Source organism: Bifidobacterium miconis (assembly GCF_019331735.1).
Taxonomy (GTDB): Bacteria; Actinomycetota; Actinomycetes; order Actinomycetales; family Bifidobacteriaceae; genus Bifidobacterium; species Bifidobacterium miconis.
Map to the genome: position 1 here is coordinate 12,590 of NZ_JAHBBH010000002.1, position 17,358 is coordinate 29,947.

A 17,358-nucleotide genomic window follows, 5' to 3' on the forward strand; every position below is an offset into this window, starting at 1 on the left:
AGATAGCCACAGTCCACCGGCCCGATGGCCCGATCCTCTTTCACAGTCCGCATTACTGCGCGCGATCCATTCGATTCACGGGATATCCCAACCCGCACGCCTGTCACATAAGGCATGCCGTTGGCACACACGAATATCCATAATACGGAAACCCTCGACATGCGACACGCCAGACACCGTTATCATGCGTCGCTCGTCTGGTCCATAACCCCGATTGGCTTACGCCACCCTATGCGGCACGAGCACTAACGGACCCGGAGCAACAAAGCACGACCGCCGAGAGTCGTTCCAGACCAAGAAACAGAAAAGCCCGGAACCGAAGTCCCGGGCTTTAGCGGGGTGGCTAACGCGGCTCGAACGCGCGACCTGCTGAACCACAATCAGCTGCTCTACCAACTGAGCTATAGCCACCATCGTTGTCCCCCGCACCAGCAGTGCGCTAGGCAACAGATGGATACTATACACGAACCTTTGAGATATGCCACTTCGGCGTGTCGCGACGGTTCCACTACGTACCCACGCGTCCGATCATGTGCGTTTTCCAGATGCAAAACAGCCTGCATGTGCGATTTCGTTCACTTGGTGAACCTTAAGCAAACACTTGAAAACATTGGGCTGACACGCCGTCATACCCACCGTGTCTGATCACTTAGCGGGGTATACTATTACATGGAGGCCGGAGTTGTAGGTCGGTCGGGAAGCCGGCAGGCCGCAACGAAGCGCCGCGGTTGTGAGAACCATGCGCAACGCCTCCATATAACTTCATCCGGCGGCAACAAGGAGACATACAGACGCGCACAGGGCGGTGCGCGACGAACAGTACGAGCAAGACAGACGTATCATGAGAACCTCCTTTCAGCAGAGGGCCCGCACGACGAACCGTGCGGGCCCTCGTTTGTTCCGTCCGTCCCCTTGAATACGGGGCTATAGGAACTTGTGTGGTGTTTCAGACTCTGGTCCGAATACGCAGCCGCGGCAACAGCCGACTCCCGTCAACCGCTGCACGGCCCGCGGCACTGCGCACTCGGCCGGCAACGAACAATCGCGGCGGCAAACGTGCAACGGGCGACAACATCGCGCGGTAGACTCGCCTTCGTCACGCGAGCATGCCTTCCGTCATGCAGGCATCTCCCGCCGTCCGAACGAACGCCACGCGACAGGCGCGGCACAATCCAAGGAGCCGACATGCTGTCCTTCGAAAACGACTATTCCTGCGGGGCGACCCCCGAAATCCTCACCCGACTCGCCGAAACGAACGCGACCACGTTCCCCGGCTACGGCTCGGACGACATCTGCGCGTCCGCCAAGGCGAAGATCCGCGAAGCGTGCGGCGCGCCGGACGCCGACGTATGGTTCCTGGTCGGCGGCACGCAGACCAACCAGACCGTCATCGACGCGATCACCCCGCCGTATGCGGGCGTCGTCGCGGCCGCGACCGGGCACGTCAACGTGCACGAGGCCGGCGCGATCGAGGCCAGCGGCCACAAGGTGCTGGCGCTCCCCCACCACGACGGCAAGATCGACGCGACGGAACTCAACGAATACTGCGCCACGTTCTACGCCGACGCGAACTACGAGCACATGGTCTTCCCCGGCTGCGTGTACGTGTCGCAGGCCACCGAATACGGCACGCTGTACACCAAGGCCGAGCTCGAGGCCATCGCCGAAGTCTGCCACGCCTACCGCATGCCGCTGTTCGTGGACGGCGCGCGCCTCGGCTACGCGCTGACCGCCACCGGCAACGACGTGACGCTCGAGGACCTCGCGCGCATCGCCGACGTGTTCTACATCGGCGGCACCAAGGTGGGCGCGCTGTTCGGTGAGGCGGTCGTGTTCACGCATCACGGCGACTATTCGGACACGCCGAGGCATTTCCTCACGCTCATCAAGCAGCACGGCGCACTGCTGGCGAAGGGCTGGCTGCTCGGTCTCCAGTTCGACACGCTGTTCACCGACAATCTGTACCTGCGCATCGCCCGCCACGCGAACGAGGCGGCCGACCGCATCCGCGACGTGCTGCGGGACAAGGGCTGCACGCTCACGTTCGAGGCGCCCACGAACCAGATCTTCATCACGCTCGACGAGCCGACGCGCGAGCGCCTCGAGGAGCACGTGCGCCTCGGCTTCATGGAGCGCGCCGACGAATCGCATACCGTCATGCGCATCTGCACGAGCTGGTCCACCACCGACGAGCAGGTCGACGAACTGCTTGCACTGCTGTAGCCGTAACAGGCACCGGCGCCGGGGGCGCGTCAAACGCGAAGCACGATCACGGCTCAGCGCCCGGCGTCGGCGATAGCTTCGCGCTCCATGTCCACGAACTTGGCGACGGACGCCTCGACCGAATAGTGCTCCTTGGCGTGCGCGGCGTATCGGACGCCCCACTCGGCCAGCTCGTCCGGATGGTCGATCCACCAGTCGATGCGCTGCGCGAGGGCGGCCGCGTCGCGCACCGGGAACAGCGATTCGTCGAGCAGCGCGAACTGGCCGGCGGCGCTCAGCTCGGACGAGGCGATCACCGGCACGAGGCCCGAGGCCATGCCTTCGATCACGCTCAATGATTCGATGTCCACGATCGAGGGGTGCACGAACAGGTCGCAGGAGCGCAACAGGGCCGGCATGTCGTCGTTCTTGTGAAAGCCGATCGACGCGGGCCGGCTCAGCAGCATCTTCGCGCGCAGGCGCAGATACCGTTGCAGCGGGCCGGTGCCGCAGATCGTCAGTTCGATGTCCTTGGCGTGGCGGCAGCGGGCGATCGCCTTGATCAGGGTGATGTGGTCCTTCTCGTGGGTGAGCCGCCCGGACGCGACGATGCGGAACGGCACGGGCGCCGGCTCGCCGGGTTTGCGCTGCATCTTCGGCGTGAACCGGGCCGTGTAGCCGTTGGAGATCACGTGCAGTTTGGCCTTGTACCCGTGCGCGCGCAGCTGACCGGCGATCATTTCGGTGGGCGTGTGGATATGGCCGATGCCGCCGTACAGCCACGTTTTGAACAGCCAGTACAGGAAACCGGAGATGCCGGGCACGTATTTGAGCGGGCCGGCCGAATAGGTGACGTTCTCCGGCTGCAGGTGGAATCCGGCGGTGACGGGGATGCCCATCGCGCGTGCGGCGCGTGCGGCATGGCGGCCGAATCGGAACGGCAGGTAGATATGGACGACGTCCACGCCGCGGAAGGCGGTGCGGAACAGGGTTTCGCTCGGCTCGGCGAACTGCATCTGCTGTTTGGCTGCCACCCACGAGACGAGCGGCACGCGGCTGACGCGCGCCGGATATTCGGGCGCGCCGATGCCGACGAGCCGCACGTGATGGCCCTGACGTTCGAGTTCGTGCGCGTATTGGAGCGCCGAGTTGGACGTGCCGTTGCCCTTGTTGCCGATCGTGTCCATGACGAGCGCGATGGTCAGCGGCCGGTCGAGCTGCGGTTCCTTCTCTTCGGCGGCGGCGCCGTCTCCCTGGTGTTCGAGCATTGCTCCATCCTATCGCCGCCAACGGCCGATGCCGTTCTTCATTACGCCGCGGTCTCCCCGGCAGACGGCGGCACATGGCACAATGAGGGGCATGAGTGATATGAACGTTTCCCCGGTTTCCGATTCCGCCTCCCCCGCCTCCCCCGCCGCTGCCGACGCAGCCGGCCGCACGCTCGGCACGCCGCTGGGCAAGCATCCGACACGCGTGCTGTTCCTCGGCGCGGGCGAGCTCGGCAAGGAGGTCACGATCGAGCTGATGCGTCTCGGCGCGTGGGTGTGCGCGGCCGATTCGTACGCCGGTGCTCCCGCGCAGCAGGTGGCGCACGAATGCCGCGTGCTCGACATGGCGAACGCGGAGCAGCTGCGCGCACTGTTCGACGAGGTCAGGCCGGACATCATCGTGCCCGAAGTCGAGGCGATCGCCACGGGCGAGCTGGCCGCGGCCGCCGCGCGAGGCATTCAGGTGGTGCCGAGCGCCGAGATCGCGGCGATCTGCATGGATCGCGAGCGTCTGCGCGTGATCGCGCACGAGGAATTGGGGCTGCCGACGACGCCGTATCGTTTTGCGGGGTCGCTTGAGGAGTTGCGTGCGGGAGCCGCCGAGGTCGGTTATCCGTGCGTGGTCAAGCCGATCATGAGTTCGTCCGGTCACGGCCAGTCGGTCGTGCGTTCGGCGGATGCGATCGACGCCGCGTGGACGGAGGCGCAGGAGGGCCGCCGCGCGTCCGGAGAGGGCGACGTGTCGCGCGTGATCGTGGAGGCGCTTGCCCCGCTCGACTACGAGCTGACGGTGCTGACGGTGTCGTCGTCGGCCGGCATCGTGACCTGCGCGCCGATCGGCCAGCGCCAGGAGTCGGGAGACTATCGCGAGTCGTGGCAGCCGGCGGCGACGGACGACGGCGTGTTGGAGACAGCGCAGTCGATCGCGCGCCGCGCGGTCGAGGGACTGGTGGCGAAGGCCGCGGCGACCGGCGAGCATGGCTGGGGCGTGTTCGGCGTGGAGTTGTTCGTGCTAACGGACGGCTCGGTGCTGTTCAACGAGGTGTCGCCGCGCCCGCACGACACCGGCATGGTGACGATGATCGCGCAGCGGCTGAGCGAGTTCGCGCTGCATGCGCGCGCGATTCTTGGTCTGCCGGTGACGGAGGGCCATGTGGCGCTGGCGATGCCGACCAGTGCCGTGGCGGCGAGCCATGCGATCGTCGTGGCGGGCGACGGCGAGGCGGAATTCGGGAACGTGCCGGCCGCGCTGGCCGAGCCGGACACCGATCTGCGCATTTTCGCCAAGCCCGAGGTGCACGGTCACCGCCGCATGGCGGTCGCGCTGGCGATCGGCTCGTCCGCGGACGACGCGCGAGCCAAGGCGGCCCGCGTGGCCGATGCGCTCGACATCACCGTGCGGTAGCGCGTTGCCGGCGCGCGGCTGATGGATGTCCGTCGGCATACGGGCGCCGGGCATTCCACTGTTGTGCTGCGACGGGGTTGCGCATGTCATGGAAGGCATGACATGCGCAACCCCGTTTCGTTGATAAGCGGGACAATGATTGCAGACAACGCCTGCCACGGCGGGCCCGTTGAGCAAGGAGGCCGATCATGACCGCGAAACGACGCATCATCGTGATCATCGGAGTTGCGATCGTCGCCGTGCTGGCATGCGTGATCGTCGCGCTCGGACAGGATCGGCCCGTCGCGACCGGCGGCGACGTCGCGGCGAACTGCGCGATCAGCTATGCAAAGTCGTACGATTCCGCGCAGGCGTATATCGACGACGCCGATCCCGATCTCGTCGCCAAGGCGACGCTCGGCGAACCGACGCTGTCGATCAACGGCAAAACCGTCACGTTTACGGCGCACCTGCTGGACGTGAAGGCCGGCGCATATCGGGCCGGCGACGACGTGAAGCTCGATTTCGAGTGCAATTCGGTCGCCTCGTTCATGCCGGACGGCTACCGTACCGGCGACGAGGTGATCATCCTTGCCAACGGGAGCACGCTGCGGCAGCCGGAAAGCGTATGGCCGTTCGATCAGCGGACGTACGATGCGCTGAGCGTGCGATGACCGTGCGATGACTGGCCGCAAATCGTTGCGCCCACCCGCAATGGCAACAATCAGGTGCGCGGTCGGGGCGGCGTCGTGCCACTCCGAAACAGGCCGCTTGTAGCCCTTTATTGGTACCCTTTTACCGTTAGTTCACCCAGAAATTCCGCTGATTTGAAAGGCAATCATGGAGAAACTGGAAAAGCTCTACGAGGGCAAGGCCAAGCAGCTGTACGCAACCGACGACCCGGAGATCCTGTGGGTCGAGTACAAGAACACCGCGACGGCCGGCGACGGCGAGAAGAAGGAGGACTTCACCGGCAAGGGCCGTCTGAACAACCTCATCACCACCATCATCTTCGACCTGCTCAAGGCCCGCGGCATCGACAGCCACCTCGTCAAGCGCGTGAACGACACCGCCCAGCTGGTGCGCAAGATGGACATGTTCCCGCTCGAGATCGTACTGCGCAACACCGCCGCCGGCCACTTCTGCTCGCGCCTCGGCGTCGAGGAGGGCCTGCCGCTCAAGGAGCCGGTGCTCGAGTACTTCCTCAAGAACGACGACCTGCATGACCCGTTCGTGAACGACGACGACCTCGTGGCGCTCGGCGTGTGCACGCGCGAGGATCTCGCCGAGATCGCCCCGCTGGCCCGCCGCATCAACGAGGCGCTCATCGACATCTTCGCGAAGATCGACGTCAAGCTCGTCGACTTCAAGATCGAGATGGGACGCGCCTCGGACGGCACGCTGCTGCTGGCCGACGAGATCACGCCGGATTCCTGCCGCCTGTGGGATCAGCGCGACCACTCCGGCAAGGTCGAGCATCTCGACAAGGATCTGTTCCGCCGCGGTCTTGGTTCGATCATCCCGGCCTACGAGGAGATCGAGGGCCGTCTGGCCGAACTGGCCAAGTCCGAGGGCATCGAAGTCGCCTGATCTTCGCTTCTAGGCTCCCCCTGATGTCAGAGGGAGCCGATTTTCGTTTTATTTGCGCGTTTATTTGCGATCCTCAAGAGTTTTCAGGAAAGGATTTCCATGGTTTTTCGCGTGTACGTGGAAAAGAAGCCCGGCTTTGACGTGGAGGCGCAGCAGCTCGCCGGCGAGCTGCGCACGATCCTCGGCATGACCGGACTCCAGTCCGTGCGCATCGTGAACCGCTACGACGTGGAGGGCATCAGCGAGGAGCTGTTCGCCCAGGCCACGCCAACCGTGTTCAGCGAACCGCAGGTCGACAACGTGTCCAACGACCTGCCCGACTTCGGCGACGCGAAGGTGTTCGCCACCGAGTTCCTGCCCGGCCAGTTCGACCAGCGCGCCGATTCGGCGAGCGAGTGCATCCAGCTGATCTCGCAGGGCGAGCGCCCGACCGTCCGCTCCGCCAAGCTGTACGCCCTCGACGGCGAGCTGACCGACACAGATGTCGAGGCGATCAAGCATTACGTGATCAACCCGGTCGAGGCCCGCGAGGCGAGCCTTGCGACCAAGGAAACCCTGAAGACCGCCGTGCCGACCCCGGGCAAGGTCGAGGTCATCGCCGGCTTCAACGAGATGGACGCGGCCGCCGGCCAGCGGTTCATCGACGAGCGCGGACTGGCGATGGATCTGGCGGATCTCGAGTTCTGCCAGCGGTACTTCGCGGCCGAGAAGCGCGAACCGACGATCACCGAGATCAAGGTCATCGACACGTACTGGTCCGACCACTGCCGTCACACGACGTTCGGCACCGAACTGGACGACGTCAAGATCGACGACGCGACCGTCAAGGCCGCGTTCGAGCGCTATCTCGAGCTGCGTCACGAGCTGGGCCGCGACGAGAAGCCCGTCTGCCTGATGGACATGGGCACGATCGGCGCGAAGTGGCTCAAGAAGAACGGCATCCTCACCGGCCTCGACGAGTCCGAGGAGATCAACGCCTGCACCGTCAAGGTCAAGGTGGACGTCAACGGCGAGGATCAGGACTGGCTGTTCCTGTTCAAGAACGAGACGCACAACCATCCGACCGAAATCGAACCGTTCGGCGGCGCGGCCACCTGCATCGGCGGCTGCATCCGCGATCCCCTGTCCGGCCGCTCCTACGTGTATCAGGCGATGCGCGTCACCGGCGCCGCCGATCCGACCGTGCCGGTCGCCGACACGCTGGAGGGCAAGCTGCCGCAGCGCAAGCTCGTGACCACCGCGGCCGCCGGCTACAGCTCGTACGGCAACCAGATCGGCCTCGCCACCGGTCAGGTCGACGAGATCTACCATCCGGGCTACGTGGCCAAGCGCATGGAGGTGGGCGCGGTCGTGGCCGCGACCCCGGCCGATCATGTGCGCCGCGAGACCCCGGCTCCGGGCGACAAGATCATCCTGCTCGGCGGCCGCACCGGCCGTGACGGCATCGGCGGCGCGACGGGCGCGTCCAAGGCGCACAACGTGGAGTCTCTCGAGCTTGACGGCGCCGAAGTGCAGAAGGGCAACGCGCCGGTCGAGCGCAAGCTGCAGCGTCTGTTCCGCCGCGGCGACGCGTGCCGTCTGATCAAGCGCTGCAACGACTTCGGCGCGGGCGGCGTGTCCGTGGCGGTCGGCGAGCTGGCGGACGGCCTGTACGTCGACCTCAACACCGTGCCGAAGAAGTATGAGGGCCTTGACGGCACCGAGCTGGCGATCTCCGAATCGCAGGAGCGCATGGCCGTGGACGTGGCCGCTTCCGATGTCGATGAATTCCTCGGCTATGCCCGCGAGGAGAACCTCGAGGCCACCGTCATCGCGACCGTGACCGAGGACCCGCGCATGGTGATGACGTGGAACGGCGACGAGATCGTGAACCTGTCGCGTGAGTTCCTCGCCTCCAACGGCGCGTCCAAGCACCAGATCGTGCATGTCGAGGCGCAGCAGGCGTATGAGACGCCGGCCGCATGGCGCGAAGGCTCGCTCGCGGACCGTCTGCGCGCGGTCGTGACCGACTTGAACGTGGCGAGCAACAAGGGCTTGTCCGAATGCTTCGATTCGACGATCGGCGCGGGCACCGTGCTCATGCCGTTCGGCGGCCGCCGTCAGCTCACCCCGAACGAGGCGATGGTCGCCAAGTTCCCGGTGTTCGGCGAGACGACCACCGCGTCGGCGATGGCATGGGGCTTCAACCCGTACATCATGTCCGCGAACCAGTTCACCGGCGCCTACCTGTCGGTGGTCGAGTCGCTCGCCAAGCTCGTGGCCGCCGGCTTCGAGCATGAGAAGGCGTATCTGAGCTTCCAGGAGTACTTCGAGAAGCTGCGCGACGAGCCGGAACGCTGGGGCAAGCCGACCGCCGCCGTGCTCGGCGCTCTCATGGCGCAGATCGACCTCGGCGCCGGCGCGATCGGCGGCAAGGATTCGATGTCCGGCACGTTCGAGCATCTCGACGTGCCGCCGACCCTGATCTCCTTCGCCGTGGCCGTGGGCAACATGAAGCGCGCCACGTCACCGGAGTTCAAGGGCGCCGACCACCGCGTCGTGCGCATCGCGCCGCGCTATCTCGCGGACGGCTTGACGCCGGACAAGGACGCGCTGCTCGAGGCGTTCTCGATCGTCGAGGAGCTGACCGACTTCCACGACGCGCTGGCCGTGTCCACGCCGGGCTACGGCGCGACGGCCGAGGCGCTGTTCAAGATGACGCTCGGCAACCGCATCGGCGTCGCGCTCAACGATTCGATCGCCGCGGATGACCTGTTCACGCCGGCGTACGGCTCGTTCATCGTCGAGCTCGCGGACGACGCGAAGCTGCCGGCCGCGTCGAATCTTGTCGAGATCGGCGAGATCGGCACGACGACCGCCGCATACGAGTTCCGCGCCGCTGGCGAGACGCTTGATCTGGACGCGATTCAGGAGGCGTGGGAATCCGGCATCGAATCCGTGTTCCCGTACCGTTCCAAGGGCTCCGATGCAGGCAAGACCGTCGAGACGGTCACGTTCGAGACCCCGAAGAAGACCGTGTACGTGGGCGCTCCGGTCGCGAAGCCCCACGTCGTGATCCCGGTGTTCCCGGGCAACAACTGCGAGTACGATTCGGCCGCCGCGTTCGAGCGCGCGGGCGCGGACGTGTCGACGCTGATCGTGAACAACCTCACGCCGGCCGCCGTCGCCGAGTCGACGCAGGCGCTGGTCGAGGAGATCAACAAGAGCCAGATCGTGATGATTCCGGGCGGTTTCTCGGGTGGCGACGAGCCGGACGGTTCCGCGAAGTTCATCACCGCGTTCTTCCGTGCCCCGGCAGTCACCGAGGCCGTGCGCGACCTGCTCAAGAACCGCGACGGTCTGATGCTCGGCATCTGCAACGGCTTCCAGGCGCTCATCAAGCTGGGTCTGGTGCCGTACGGCGACATCGTGCCGATGACCGAGGAATGCCCGACGCTGACGTTCAACACGATCGGCCGCCACCAGAGCCGTCTGGTGCGCACGCGCGTCGCGTCGAACCTGTCCCCGTGGCTGGCTCGCACGAACGTGGGCGACATCCACACGGTCGCGATCTCCCACGGCGAGGGCCGCTTCGTCGCATCCGAGCCGGTGCTCGACCTGCTCAAGACCAACGGCCAGATCGCCACGCAGTATGTGGACGAGTCCGGCGTACCCGGCATGGATCTGGATGTGAACCCGAACGGCTCGCTGCTCGCGATCGAGGGCATCACCAGCCCGGACGGCCGCGTGTTCGGCAAGATGGGCCACTCGGAACGCTCCGGCAACGGCCTGTACGTGAACGTGCCCGGCAACAAGTACCAGCCGCTGTTCGAGGCGGGCGTCGAGTACTTCGCCGCCTGATCCCTAGTTCGCTGACCTGACCGGCTGAACGGTCGGGTCATATGAAAAAGCTCCCGCATTGTTCGGGAGCTTTTTCGTATGGTTGCGTGCGCGACGTACGCGGCGGGACGGATCGTGAGCACGGCGGCCGATCGAACCACGGCCGCGCTCGCGCCTGGCCTTTTTGCGCTTTCCTACAACCCGGCCGGACGCGGCGCCTCGAGATACTCGAGGGCGGAGTCCTCGAACTCGCCGGGCTGCGACGGGTTGGGATGCGGGCGGTCGTTCATGACGGCGAAGTTGAGGCCGATGAGCACGCCGCCGCCCACGAAGTTGCCGAGCAGGATCACGATGATCGCCGCGATGGCCAGCCATGGGTTGATCACGCCGTGCAGGCCGACGATGAGGAACAGCACGGAGTCCGCGACGGAATGCTCGAAGCCGAGGTAGGCGAACACGAACACGGCGACGACCATGATGATGCACTTGGTGAAGTCGTTGACGAGCTTGCCGTTGTACACCATGAGCATGCCGATGTTGATGCAGAAGTTGCAGAAGATGGCGCGCACGAACAGGTCGACGATGCCGCCGAAGCCCTGCGTGACGTAGCCGGTTTTCGTGAGGGCCGCGTTGGCCATCTGCGTGAAGATCACGCCGTCGGTGATGCTGGAGAAGCGCATGAGCACAGCGATGATGAGCCCGCCGATGAGATTGCCGAGCAGGCACAATGCGAGGATGCGCAGCGAGTGCAGCCAGTCGATGCGCTTGTGGTAGACGCCGATCGAGATGATCATCATGTTCGACGTGAGCAGTTCGGAGTTCGTGTAGTAGATGAGCACGAGCGCCCAGCCGAACGTGAGCGCGGCGATGACCTTGCCGACGAGCGCCATCGCCGGGCCGGTCGCGGCGAACGTGGCGCTGATCGCGAAGAACGCGGTGAAGAAGATGCCGACGAAGAAGCCGGCCATGACGGCGCGCTGCATGTATTTGCCGGTGAACTTGCCGGTCATGGTTTCCTTGCTGTCGAGCGCGTCAAGCACGGTGCTGATGAACGTGCGGCCCGGGAACAACGGGTTCATGCGGGGCGCGGGCGCGGCGGCCACGCCGGCGACCGGAGCCGGGTTCGGGGCCGGGCTTGCGGGCGCGGCCGACGCCGCCGAACCGCCGGCGGGGATGGTGTCGTTGACGAATGATGCGATGACTTTCTCTTCCACCCCTTTAGTGTGTCACTCTTCCGCGCGCAAAACCGGAAAAACCGATATGACGTGCCTCATATTGCCATGTTTTGCCACCGCACGCACTTCATCACGCGCCGAAATCATCATCCCCCGCCGCATCCTCGGCGGCGACGCGTTCCTCCACGGCATGCAGGTTGGCGAGAAGCACGTCGTCGTAGCCAGCGAGTGCGGCGAACGGCATGAACTGGGCGGCACGGCTGGTTGCGGACATCCGCGGATGGCGCGTGGAACGATGGCAGGGCATGGCGATGATGTCGTCGTAGCGATGCGTGGCGCGCAGCGACGATGCGAGCTGCGATTCCGCGGATTGCTGCGGCACGGCATGGGGAGGCAATGCACCAGGCCCGCCGCTGCGAGCCGCGACTGGCGTGGACGACGTGGACGGTGTCTCACGTGTCGGTCCTTCTCCCGTGGCTCCGGCGGCGTGACCGCCGATCTGGCTGTTGCGGTCGCGCCCGGTGGCGTCCTGTTCGAGGTTCATGGCCTTGAGCACCGCGTTGTTGCCGTATTTTTGCTTGATGGCCAGCAACGTCTGCTGCACGTCATGTTCGCGGCGCTGCTGCGCGTGCCGCGTTTCGCGACGTTCGTCCTCCGCGTCGACGTCGGTGAACAGATCCAACTGTTCCGCCCGTCCGGTCGGCGCAATGGCCGGAACCGCGTCATCGTTGCCGTCATCATTGCCGTCATCGTCGCCTGCATACTGCCGCAACCGGCCGACGACCATGTTCAGCCGTCGCACGCTCACGTTCGGGTCCGCGCTGACGATGCGGTCGTACAGCGCGACCATCGCGTCGGCGATGACCTTCGTCGACGACGTGTACTCCCCCAGTTCGGCCGTGCCGTTGGCCGGACGCGGCACCGTCCTGCCGAAGCGGTTCGTGGACACCGGCATCGACCCTTCGAATCCTGGCGCGCCCTCGTAGCCGACGTACAGGCCGATCTGGCAGGTTTCCTTCCCCTTCTTCACCAGTTCCAGCGAAATCGCGTCGGCCATCTCGCGCACGATGAGCCGCGCCTGCACGCGCGAATACGGCCGGTGCAGCACCTGTCCGTTGCTCAGCGAGTTTTCTGCCGGCTTGTATGCCTTGATGTCGGCGATCGTGCACGGCTCCCGGCCCCACGCATGGTCGATGAGCAGTTCCGCGTTCACGCCGAACATGCGGTAGAGCAGGTCCTCGTTGTAGTAGTCGCTGGCGCGGCCGAGCGAGCAGCGGGCGACGTCGCCCATGGTGAGCAGGCCGGCGGATTCGAGCCGACGCGCGTAGCCGCGGCCGACGCGCCAGAAGTCGGTGAGCGGACGGTGGTTCCACAACAGGCGCCGGTACGACGCTTCGGTCAGTTCGGCGACGCGCACGCCGTCGCGGTCGGCGGGCATGTGCTTGGCGACGATGTCCATGGCGACTTTGGCGAGGTACATGTTCGGTCCGATGCCTGCGGTGGCGGTGATGCCGGTGCGTTCGAGGATGTCGCGCACGATGGTGCGGGCCAGATCGTGCGGGCTCATGCGGTGCACGGTGGCGAGATAGTGCGTCACGTCGATGAACACCTCGTCAATCGAGTAGACGTGGATGTCCGCGGCGGAGGCGTACTGGAGATAGATGGTGTAGATGTCGCCGCTGGTTTTGAGATAGTAGGCCATGCGCGGCTTGGCGGCGCGATATGCGACCTTGAGTTGGGGGAAGCGCGCCAGTTCGTCGGCGTCGCACGACTCCCCCGCGAACCGGTGACTGGGGATTCTTGCACGGCGCTCCTCGTTGACGCGGGCGAGCTTCTCCTCGACTTCGAACAGCCGCGCACGGCCGGGGATGCCGTACGCCTTGAGCGACGGGGAGACGGCGAGGCAGATGGTTTTCTCCGTGCGGCTCACGTCGGCCACAACCAGATTGGTTTTCAGCGGATCCAGCCCGCGCGCCGCGCACTCGGCCGAGGCATAGAACGACTTGAGGTCGATGGCGAGGTACGTGCGGTCTGTCATGCACTCCATTATCGAACATCTGTTCGACATCCATGTTGTTCCCGCGCGTCGCCGATCATGCCTCGCATACGACGATGGGGCGAACCGGATCGCTCCGATTCGCCCCATCCGTCAATCATGCGCGGCCACGCCATGCGCAGCCACGCGCGATGGCATTCCGCCGCCCAGCGCAGGCAATGCCGGACGTCATCGCGTCAACGTCACGCCTTGGCAACCTCGACCACCAGTTCCTTGGCGTCCGGGTCAGCCACGATCTCGACGCCGGCTTCGGCGAGCGTCTCGTGGGCGATGAGGTCGCGGAACTGTTCGGCCTTCGGCGCGTCGGCGGCCGGCACGGTCAGCTTGAGGCTGATGCGGTCGGCGATGTCGAAACCGGCGTCCTTGCGGGCGTCCTGCACGACGCGGATCGCGTCGCGAGCGTAGCCTTCGGCGATTAGATCATCGTTCAGCGCGGTGTCGAGGATCACGAATCCGCCGGTCGGCAGCGCGGCGGAAACGGACGTCGCGGCTTCGGCGGCGTTCTCCTCCTCCACGCGGTTGATCAGCTCGTACTCGCCGCTCTCCAGCGCAACCTCGCCGTTCGGCGTCTCGACCACCGGAGCGCCGGTGGCGGCGTCGACGTGCCATGCGCCGGTCTTGGACGCCTTGATCGCGAACTGGACCTGCTTGCCGAGGCGCGGGCCGGCCGCACGGGCGTTCACCTTGAGCTGGTGGACGATCTTGAGGCCCTTGGTGCCGGCGTCCTCCATCGTGCAGAATTCGATGTCCTTCACGTTGAGCTCGGACTTGAGCACTTCGGCGTACGCTTCGACGTCGGCCACGTCCTCGACCACGACGGTGAGCTTGGCGAGCGGCTGGCGCACGCGGATCTGCTCCGCCTTGCGCAGCGAGAGCGTGCCCGAGACGACCTCGCGCACCTTCTCCATCGCGTTGACGAGCTTCGGATCGTCGACCAGCACGCGGCCGAGTTCGGTCGCCTCGCCGGTCTTCTCGTCGGCAAGGAACGGCCAGTCGGCCAGATGCACGGATTCACCGCCGGTCAGGCCGCGCCACACGGATTCAGCCTCCATCGGGGCGAGCGGCGCGAGCACGCGCATGAACACCTCAAGCACGGTGTACAGCGTGTTGAACGCATTCGCGGCCTCGTTCCAGAAGCGGTCGCGGGTGTTGCGGATGTACCAGTTGGTGAGCACGTCGATGAAGTCGGCGGCCGCGTCGCAGGCGTCGGAAATCGCGAACTCGTCGAGCGACTTCTGGACCTTTTCGACCAGTCGGCGGGTGCGGGCCAGCAGGTAGCGGTCCATTTCCGGCAGGCCGGCCACCTCGTCGGCGGTGAGCGCGCGGGCGTCGAAGCCGGCGCCCTTGTTGGCCGCGTTGGCGTACAGCGTGAAGAAGTAGTAGGAGCTCCACACCGGCAGCATGACCTGGCGGACCGTGTCGCGGATGCCCTCGGCGGTGACGATCAGGTTGCCGCCGCGCAGGATCGGCGAGCTCATGAGGAACCAGCGCATCGCGTCGGAACCGTACTTGTCGAACACGCCGTTGACGTCCGGGTAGTTGCGCAGGTGCTTGGACATCTTCTGACCGTCGGAGCCGAGCACGATGCCGTGGCAGATCACGTTCTTGAACGCCGGGCGGTCGAACAGGGCGGTCGCCATGACGTGCAGCAGGTAGAACCAGCCGCGGGTCTGGCCGATGTATTCGACGATGTAGTCGGCCGGGAAGTGCTGTTCGAACTTCTCCTTGTTCTCGAACGGGTAGTGGAACTGCGCGAACGACATCGAACCGGACTCGAACCAGCAGTCGAGCACGTCGGTGATGCGGTGCATGTGGCTCTTGCCGGTCGGGTCGTCCGGGTTCGGGCGGGTCAGGTTGTCGATCCACGGACGGTGCATGTTGATGTTGCCGTCCTTGTCGCGCGGGTAGTCGCCGAAGTCTGCTTTAAGCTCCTCGAGCGAGCCGTACACGTCGACGCGCGGGTACTTCGGGTCGTCGGACACCCACACCGGGATCGGGGAGCCCCAGAAGCGGTTGCGGGAGATCGACCAGTCGCGCGCGTTGGCGAGCCACTTGCCGAACTGGCCGTCCTTGACGTTCTCCGGGATCCAGTTGATCTGCTGGTTGAGCTCGAGCAGACGCGGCTTGATCTTGGTGACGGACACGAACCAGGAGCTGACCGGCTTGTAGATCAGCGGCGTGGCGCAGCGCCAGCAGTGCGGGTAGGAGTGCACGTAGCTCTTCTCCTGGAAGAGGATCGCGCGCTTGTCCTCGTCGATCTGGGCGAGCGGGCCGTCGCCGGCGCGCAGGTTCCTGAGGATCGGCAGGTTCGCGTCGAACACGAACAGGCCCTCGTAGTCCGGGCACTGCGACGTGAAGTTGCAGCCGTTGTCGAGCACGTCGGTGCTCTTGATGCCCTTCGCGTTGAGCGTGTTCATATCGTCTTCGCCGTAGGGGGCCTGGTGCACGAGGCCGGTGCCCTCGACGGTGTCGACGTAGTCGGCGGTGAAGATCGTGTAGCCGTTCGGGCCGGGCACGTTGCCCTCCGTCTCGGCCTTCTCGCCCGCGAAGTACGGGAACACCGGCCAGTAGCGGCGTCCGGCCAGCTCGGAGCCCTTGAGCTCGCGCACGACCGTGTAGTTCTCGCCGAGTTCCTTGGTGTAGTGCGGCAGGAGCGCCTTGCCGAGGTAGAACTTCTTGCCAGCGAACTTGCCCTCCGTCGGCTCGACCTCGACATAGTCGATGTCGGCGCCGACGACGATCGCGAAGTTGGTCGGGACGGTCCACGGCGTGGTGGTCCAGAACACGGCGTACGCGTCCTCGTCGCGCATCTTGACGGCGACGGAGACGGTGGTGTCCTGACGGTCCTGATACACGTCGGCGTCCATGCGCAGCTCGTGCGCCGAAAGCGGCGTCTGATCCTTCGGGCAGTACGGCAGCACGCGGTAGCCCTGATAGGCGAGGCCCTTCTCGTAGAGCTGCTTGAACGCCCACATCACGGATTCCATGTACGGGATGTTGAGCGTCTTGTAGCCGTGCTCGAAGTCGACCCAGCGGGCCTGACGGTGCACGTAGTCCTGCCATTCGCGCGTGTACTTGAGCACGGAGGCGCGGCAGGCGTCGTTGAACTTGTCGATGCCCATCTCTTCGATCTGGGCGACCGAGTCGATGCCGAGCTCCTTCTGCGCCTCGAGTTCGGCGGGCAGGCCGTGCGTGTCCCAGCCGAACACGCGGTTGACCTTGTGGCCCTTCATGGTCTGGTAGCGCGGGATCACGTCCTTCGCGTAGCCGGTCAGCAGGTGACCGTAGTGCGGCAGGCCGTTCGCGAACGGCGGGCCGTCGAAGAACACGAACTCGTTCTGGCTGTGGTCGCCGGAGGGGCGGCGTTCGACCGACTTCTGGAACGTGTCGTCCTTGTCCCAGTAGTCGAGGACGGTCTCCTCCATGTGCGGGAAGCTCGGGTTCGGCGCGACGGACGCGGTTTCGCCGCCCTCGTTCGCCTTGGGATACACATGATTGGTGGTTTCGCTCACCATGGTTCTCCTCGTCAATGTGTTGCTCTGTCCTACAGGAGCGATTGACGATCGCCATGCGCAGGGCCTCGCGGCCGGGCATGACGATCGGTGTCATTCCTGCCTACGAGGACGATGACCGGCTGGCTTCGGCCATATGGCCGACGGCCCGTCACCGCGGTACCACCTCGCTTGTCGCCGTTTGCCCGGGTCATGACACCCGCGCATAACGCGACCGCTTGAGTTCGGCTGTGTCGGGCCGATCCCGTCGGTTCTACTGAGCGCGTTTCGTGCGAGACACGCCGTTCTTCCGAAGACTCCCCGCTGATAACGGATCAATGCCTTACAACGCCGCTTATCCTAGCACGCCGTG

Annotated in this window: 8 protein-coding genes, 1 tRNA gene and 1 pseudogene; 5 read left to right on the plus strand and 5 right to left on the minus strand. The window is 65.4% G+C overall.

Features of this window, described 5'->3' with window-relative positions; translation table 11 throughout:
• Positions 1-338 precede the first annotated feature (338 nt).
• A tRNA-His gene (locus KIH79_RS00895) sits at positions 339-411 on the minus strand.
• 774 nt (positions 412-1,185) lie between these two features.
• On the opposite strand from KIH79_RS00895, the gene KIH79_RS00900 reads away from it, so the two are divergent.
• Positions 1,186-2,223: a threonine aldolase family protein gene (locus KIH79_RS00900; protein ID WP_219057661.1), complete on the plus strand. Its 1,038-nt coding sequence runs from the start codon at positions 1,186-1,188 to the stop codon at positions 2,221-2,223.
• Positions 2,224-2,276: 53 nt separating this feature from the next.
• On the opposite strand, the gene KIH79_RS00905 is transcribed toward KIH79_RS00900, so the two are convergent.
• Positions 2,277-3,470 (minus strand): glycosyltransferase, encoded by a 1,194-nt coding sequence (locus KIH79_RS00905; protein WP_219057662.1) that lies wholly within the window; start codon positions 3,468-3,470, stop codon positions 2,277-2,279.
• 91 nt (positions 3,471-3,561) lie between these two features.
• Between KIH79_RS00905 and purT the strand changes: the two genes are divergently transcribed.
• The 4 genes from purT to KIH79_RS00925 all read left to right on the plus strand — a co-directional run bounded on the left by purT (position 3,562) and on the right by KIH79_RS00925 (position 10,284).
• A complete protein-coding gene (purT, locus tag KIH79_RS00910; protein ID WP_219057663.1) occupies positions 3,562-4,875 on the plus strand; it encodes a formate-dependent phosphoribosylglycinamide formyltransferase in 1,314 nt (437 codons plus the stop codon).
• A 188-nt stretch (positions 4,876-5,063) separates the two neighbouring features.
• A complete protein-coding gene (locus KIH79_RS00915) occupies positions 5,064-5,528 on the plus strand; it encodes a hypothetical protein (RefSeq protein ID WP_219057775.1) in 465 nt (154 codons plus the stop codon).
• A gap of 166 nt (positions 5,529-5,694) precedes the next feature.
• Positions 5,695-6,444 carry a phosphoribosylaminoimidazolesuccinocarboxamide synthase gene (gene purC / locus KIH79_RS00920; RefSeq protein WP_033492923.1) on the plus strand — a complete coding sequence of 250 codons (750 nt, stop codon included), beginning with the start codon at positions 5,695-5,697 and terminating at the stop codon, positions 6,442-6,444.
• Between the two features lie 99 nt (positions 6,445-6,543).
• Positions 6,544-10,284 carry a phosphoribosylformylglycinamidine synthase gene (locus KIH79_RS00925; protein ID WP_219057664.1) on the plus strand — a complete coding sequence of 1,247 codons (3,741 nt, stop codon included), beginning with the start codon at positions 6,544-6,546 and terminating at the stop codon, positions 10,282-10,284.
• Positions 10,285-10,457: 173 nt separating this feature from the next.
• Here KIH79_RS00925 and KIH79_RS00930 read toward each other — a convergent pair whose 3' ends face one another.
• From KIH79_RS00930 to ileS, 3 genes and pseudogenes are all read right to left on the minus strand, one after another.
• Positions 10,458-11,477, minus strand: a complete 1,020-nt coding sequence (locus tag KIH79_RS00930; RefSeq protein ID WP_338023094.1) for a formate/nitrite transporter family protein — start codon at positions 11,475-11,477, stop codon at positions 10,458-10,460.
• 442 nt (positions 11,478-11,919) lie between these two features.
• A pseudogene (locus KIH79_RS00935) lies at positions 11,920-13,476 on the minus strand (Y-family DNA polymerase); the annotation flags it as partial.
• Between the two features lie 200 nt (positions 13,477-13,676).
• Positions 13,677-17,006, minus strand: coding sequence for a mupirocin-resistant isoleucine--tRNA ligase (gene ileS / locus KIH79_RS00940; protein WP_338023099.1), 3,330 nt, complete (start codon positions 17,004-17,006; stop codon positions 13,677-13,679).
• Between the last annotated feature and the right edge of the window lie 352 nt (positions 17,007-17,358).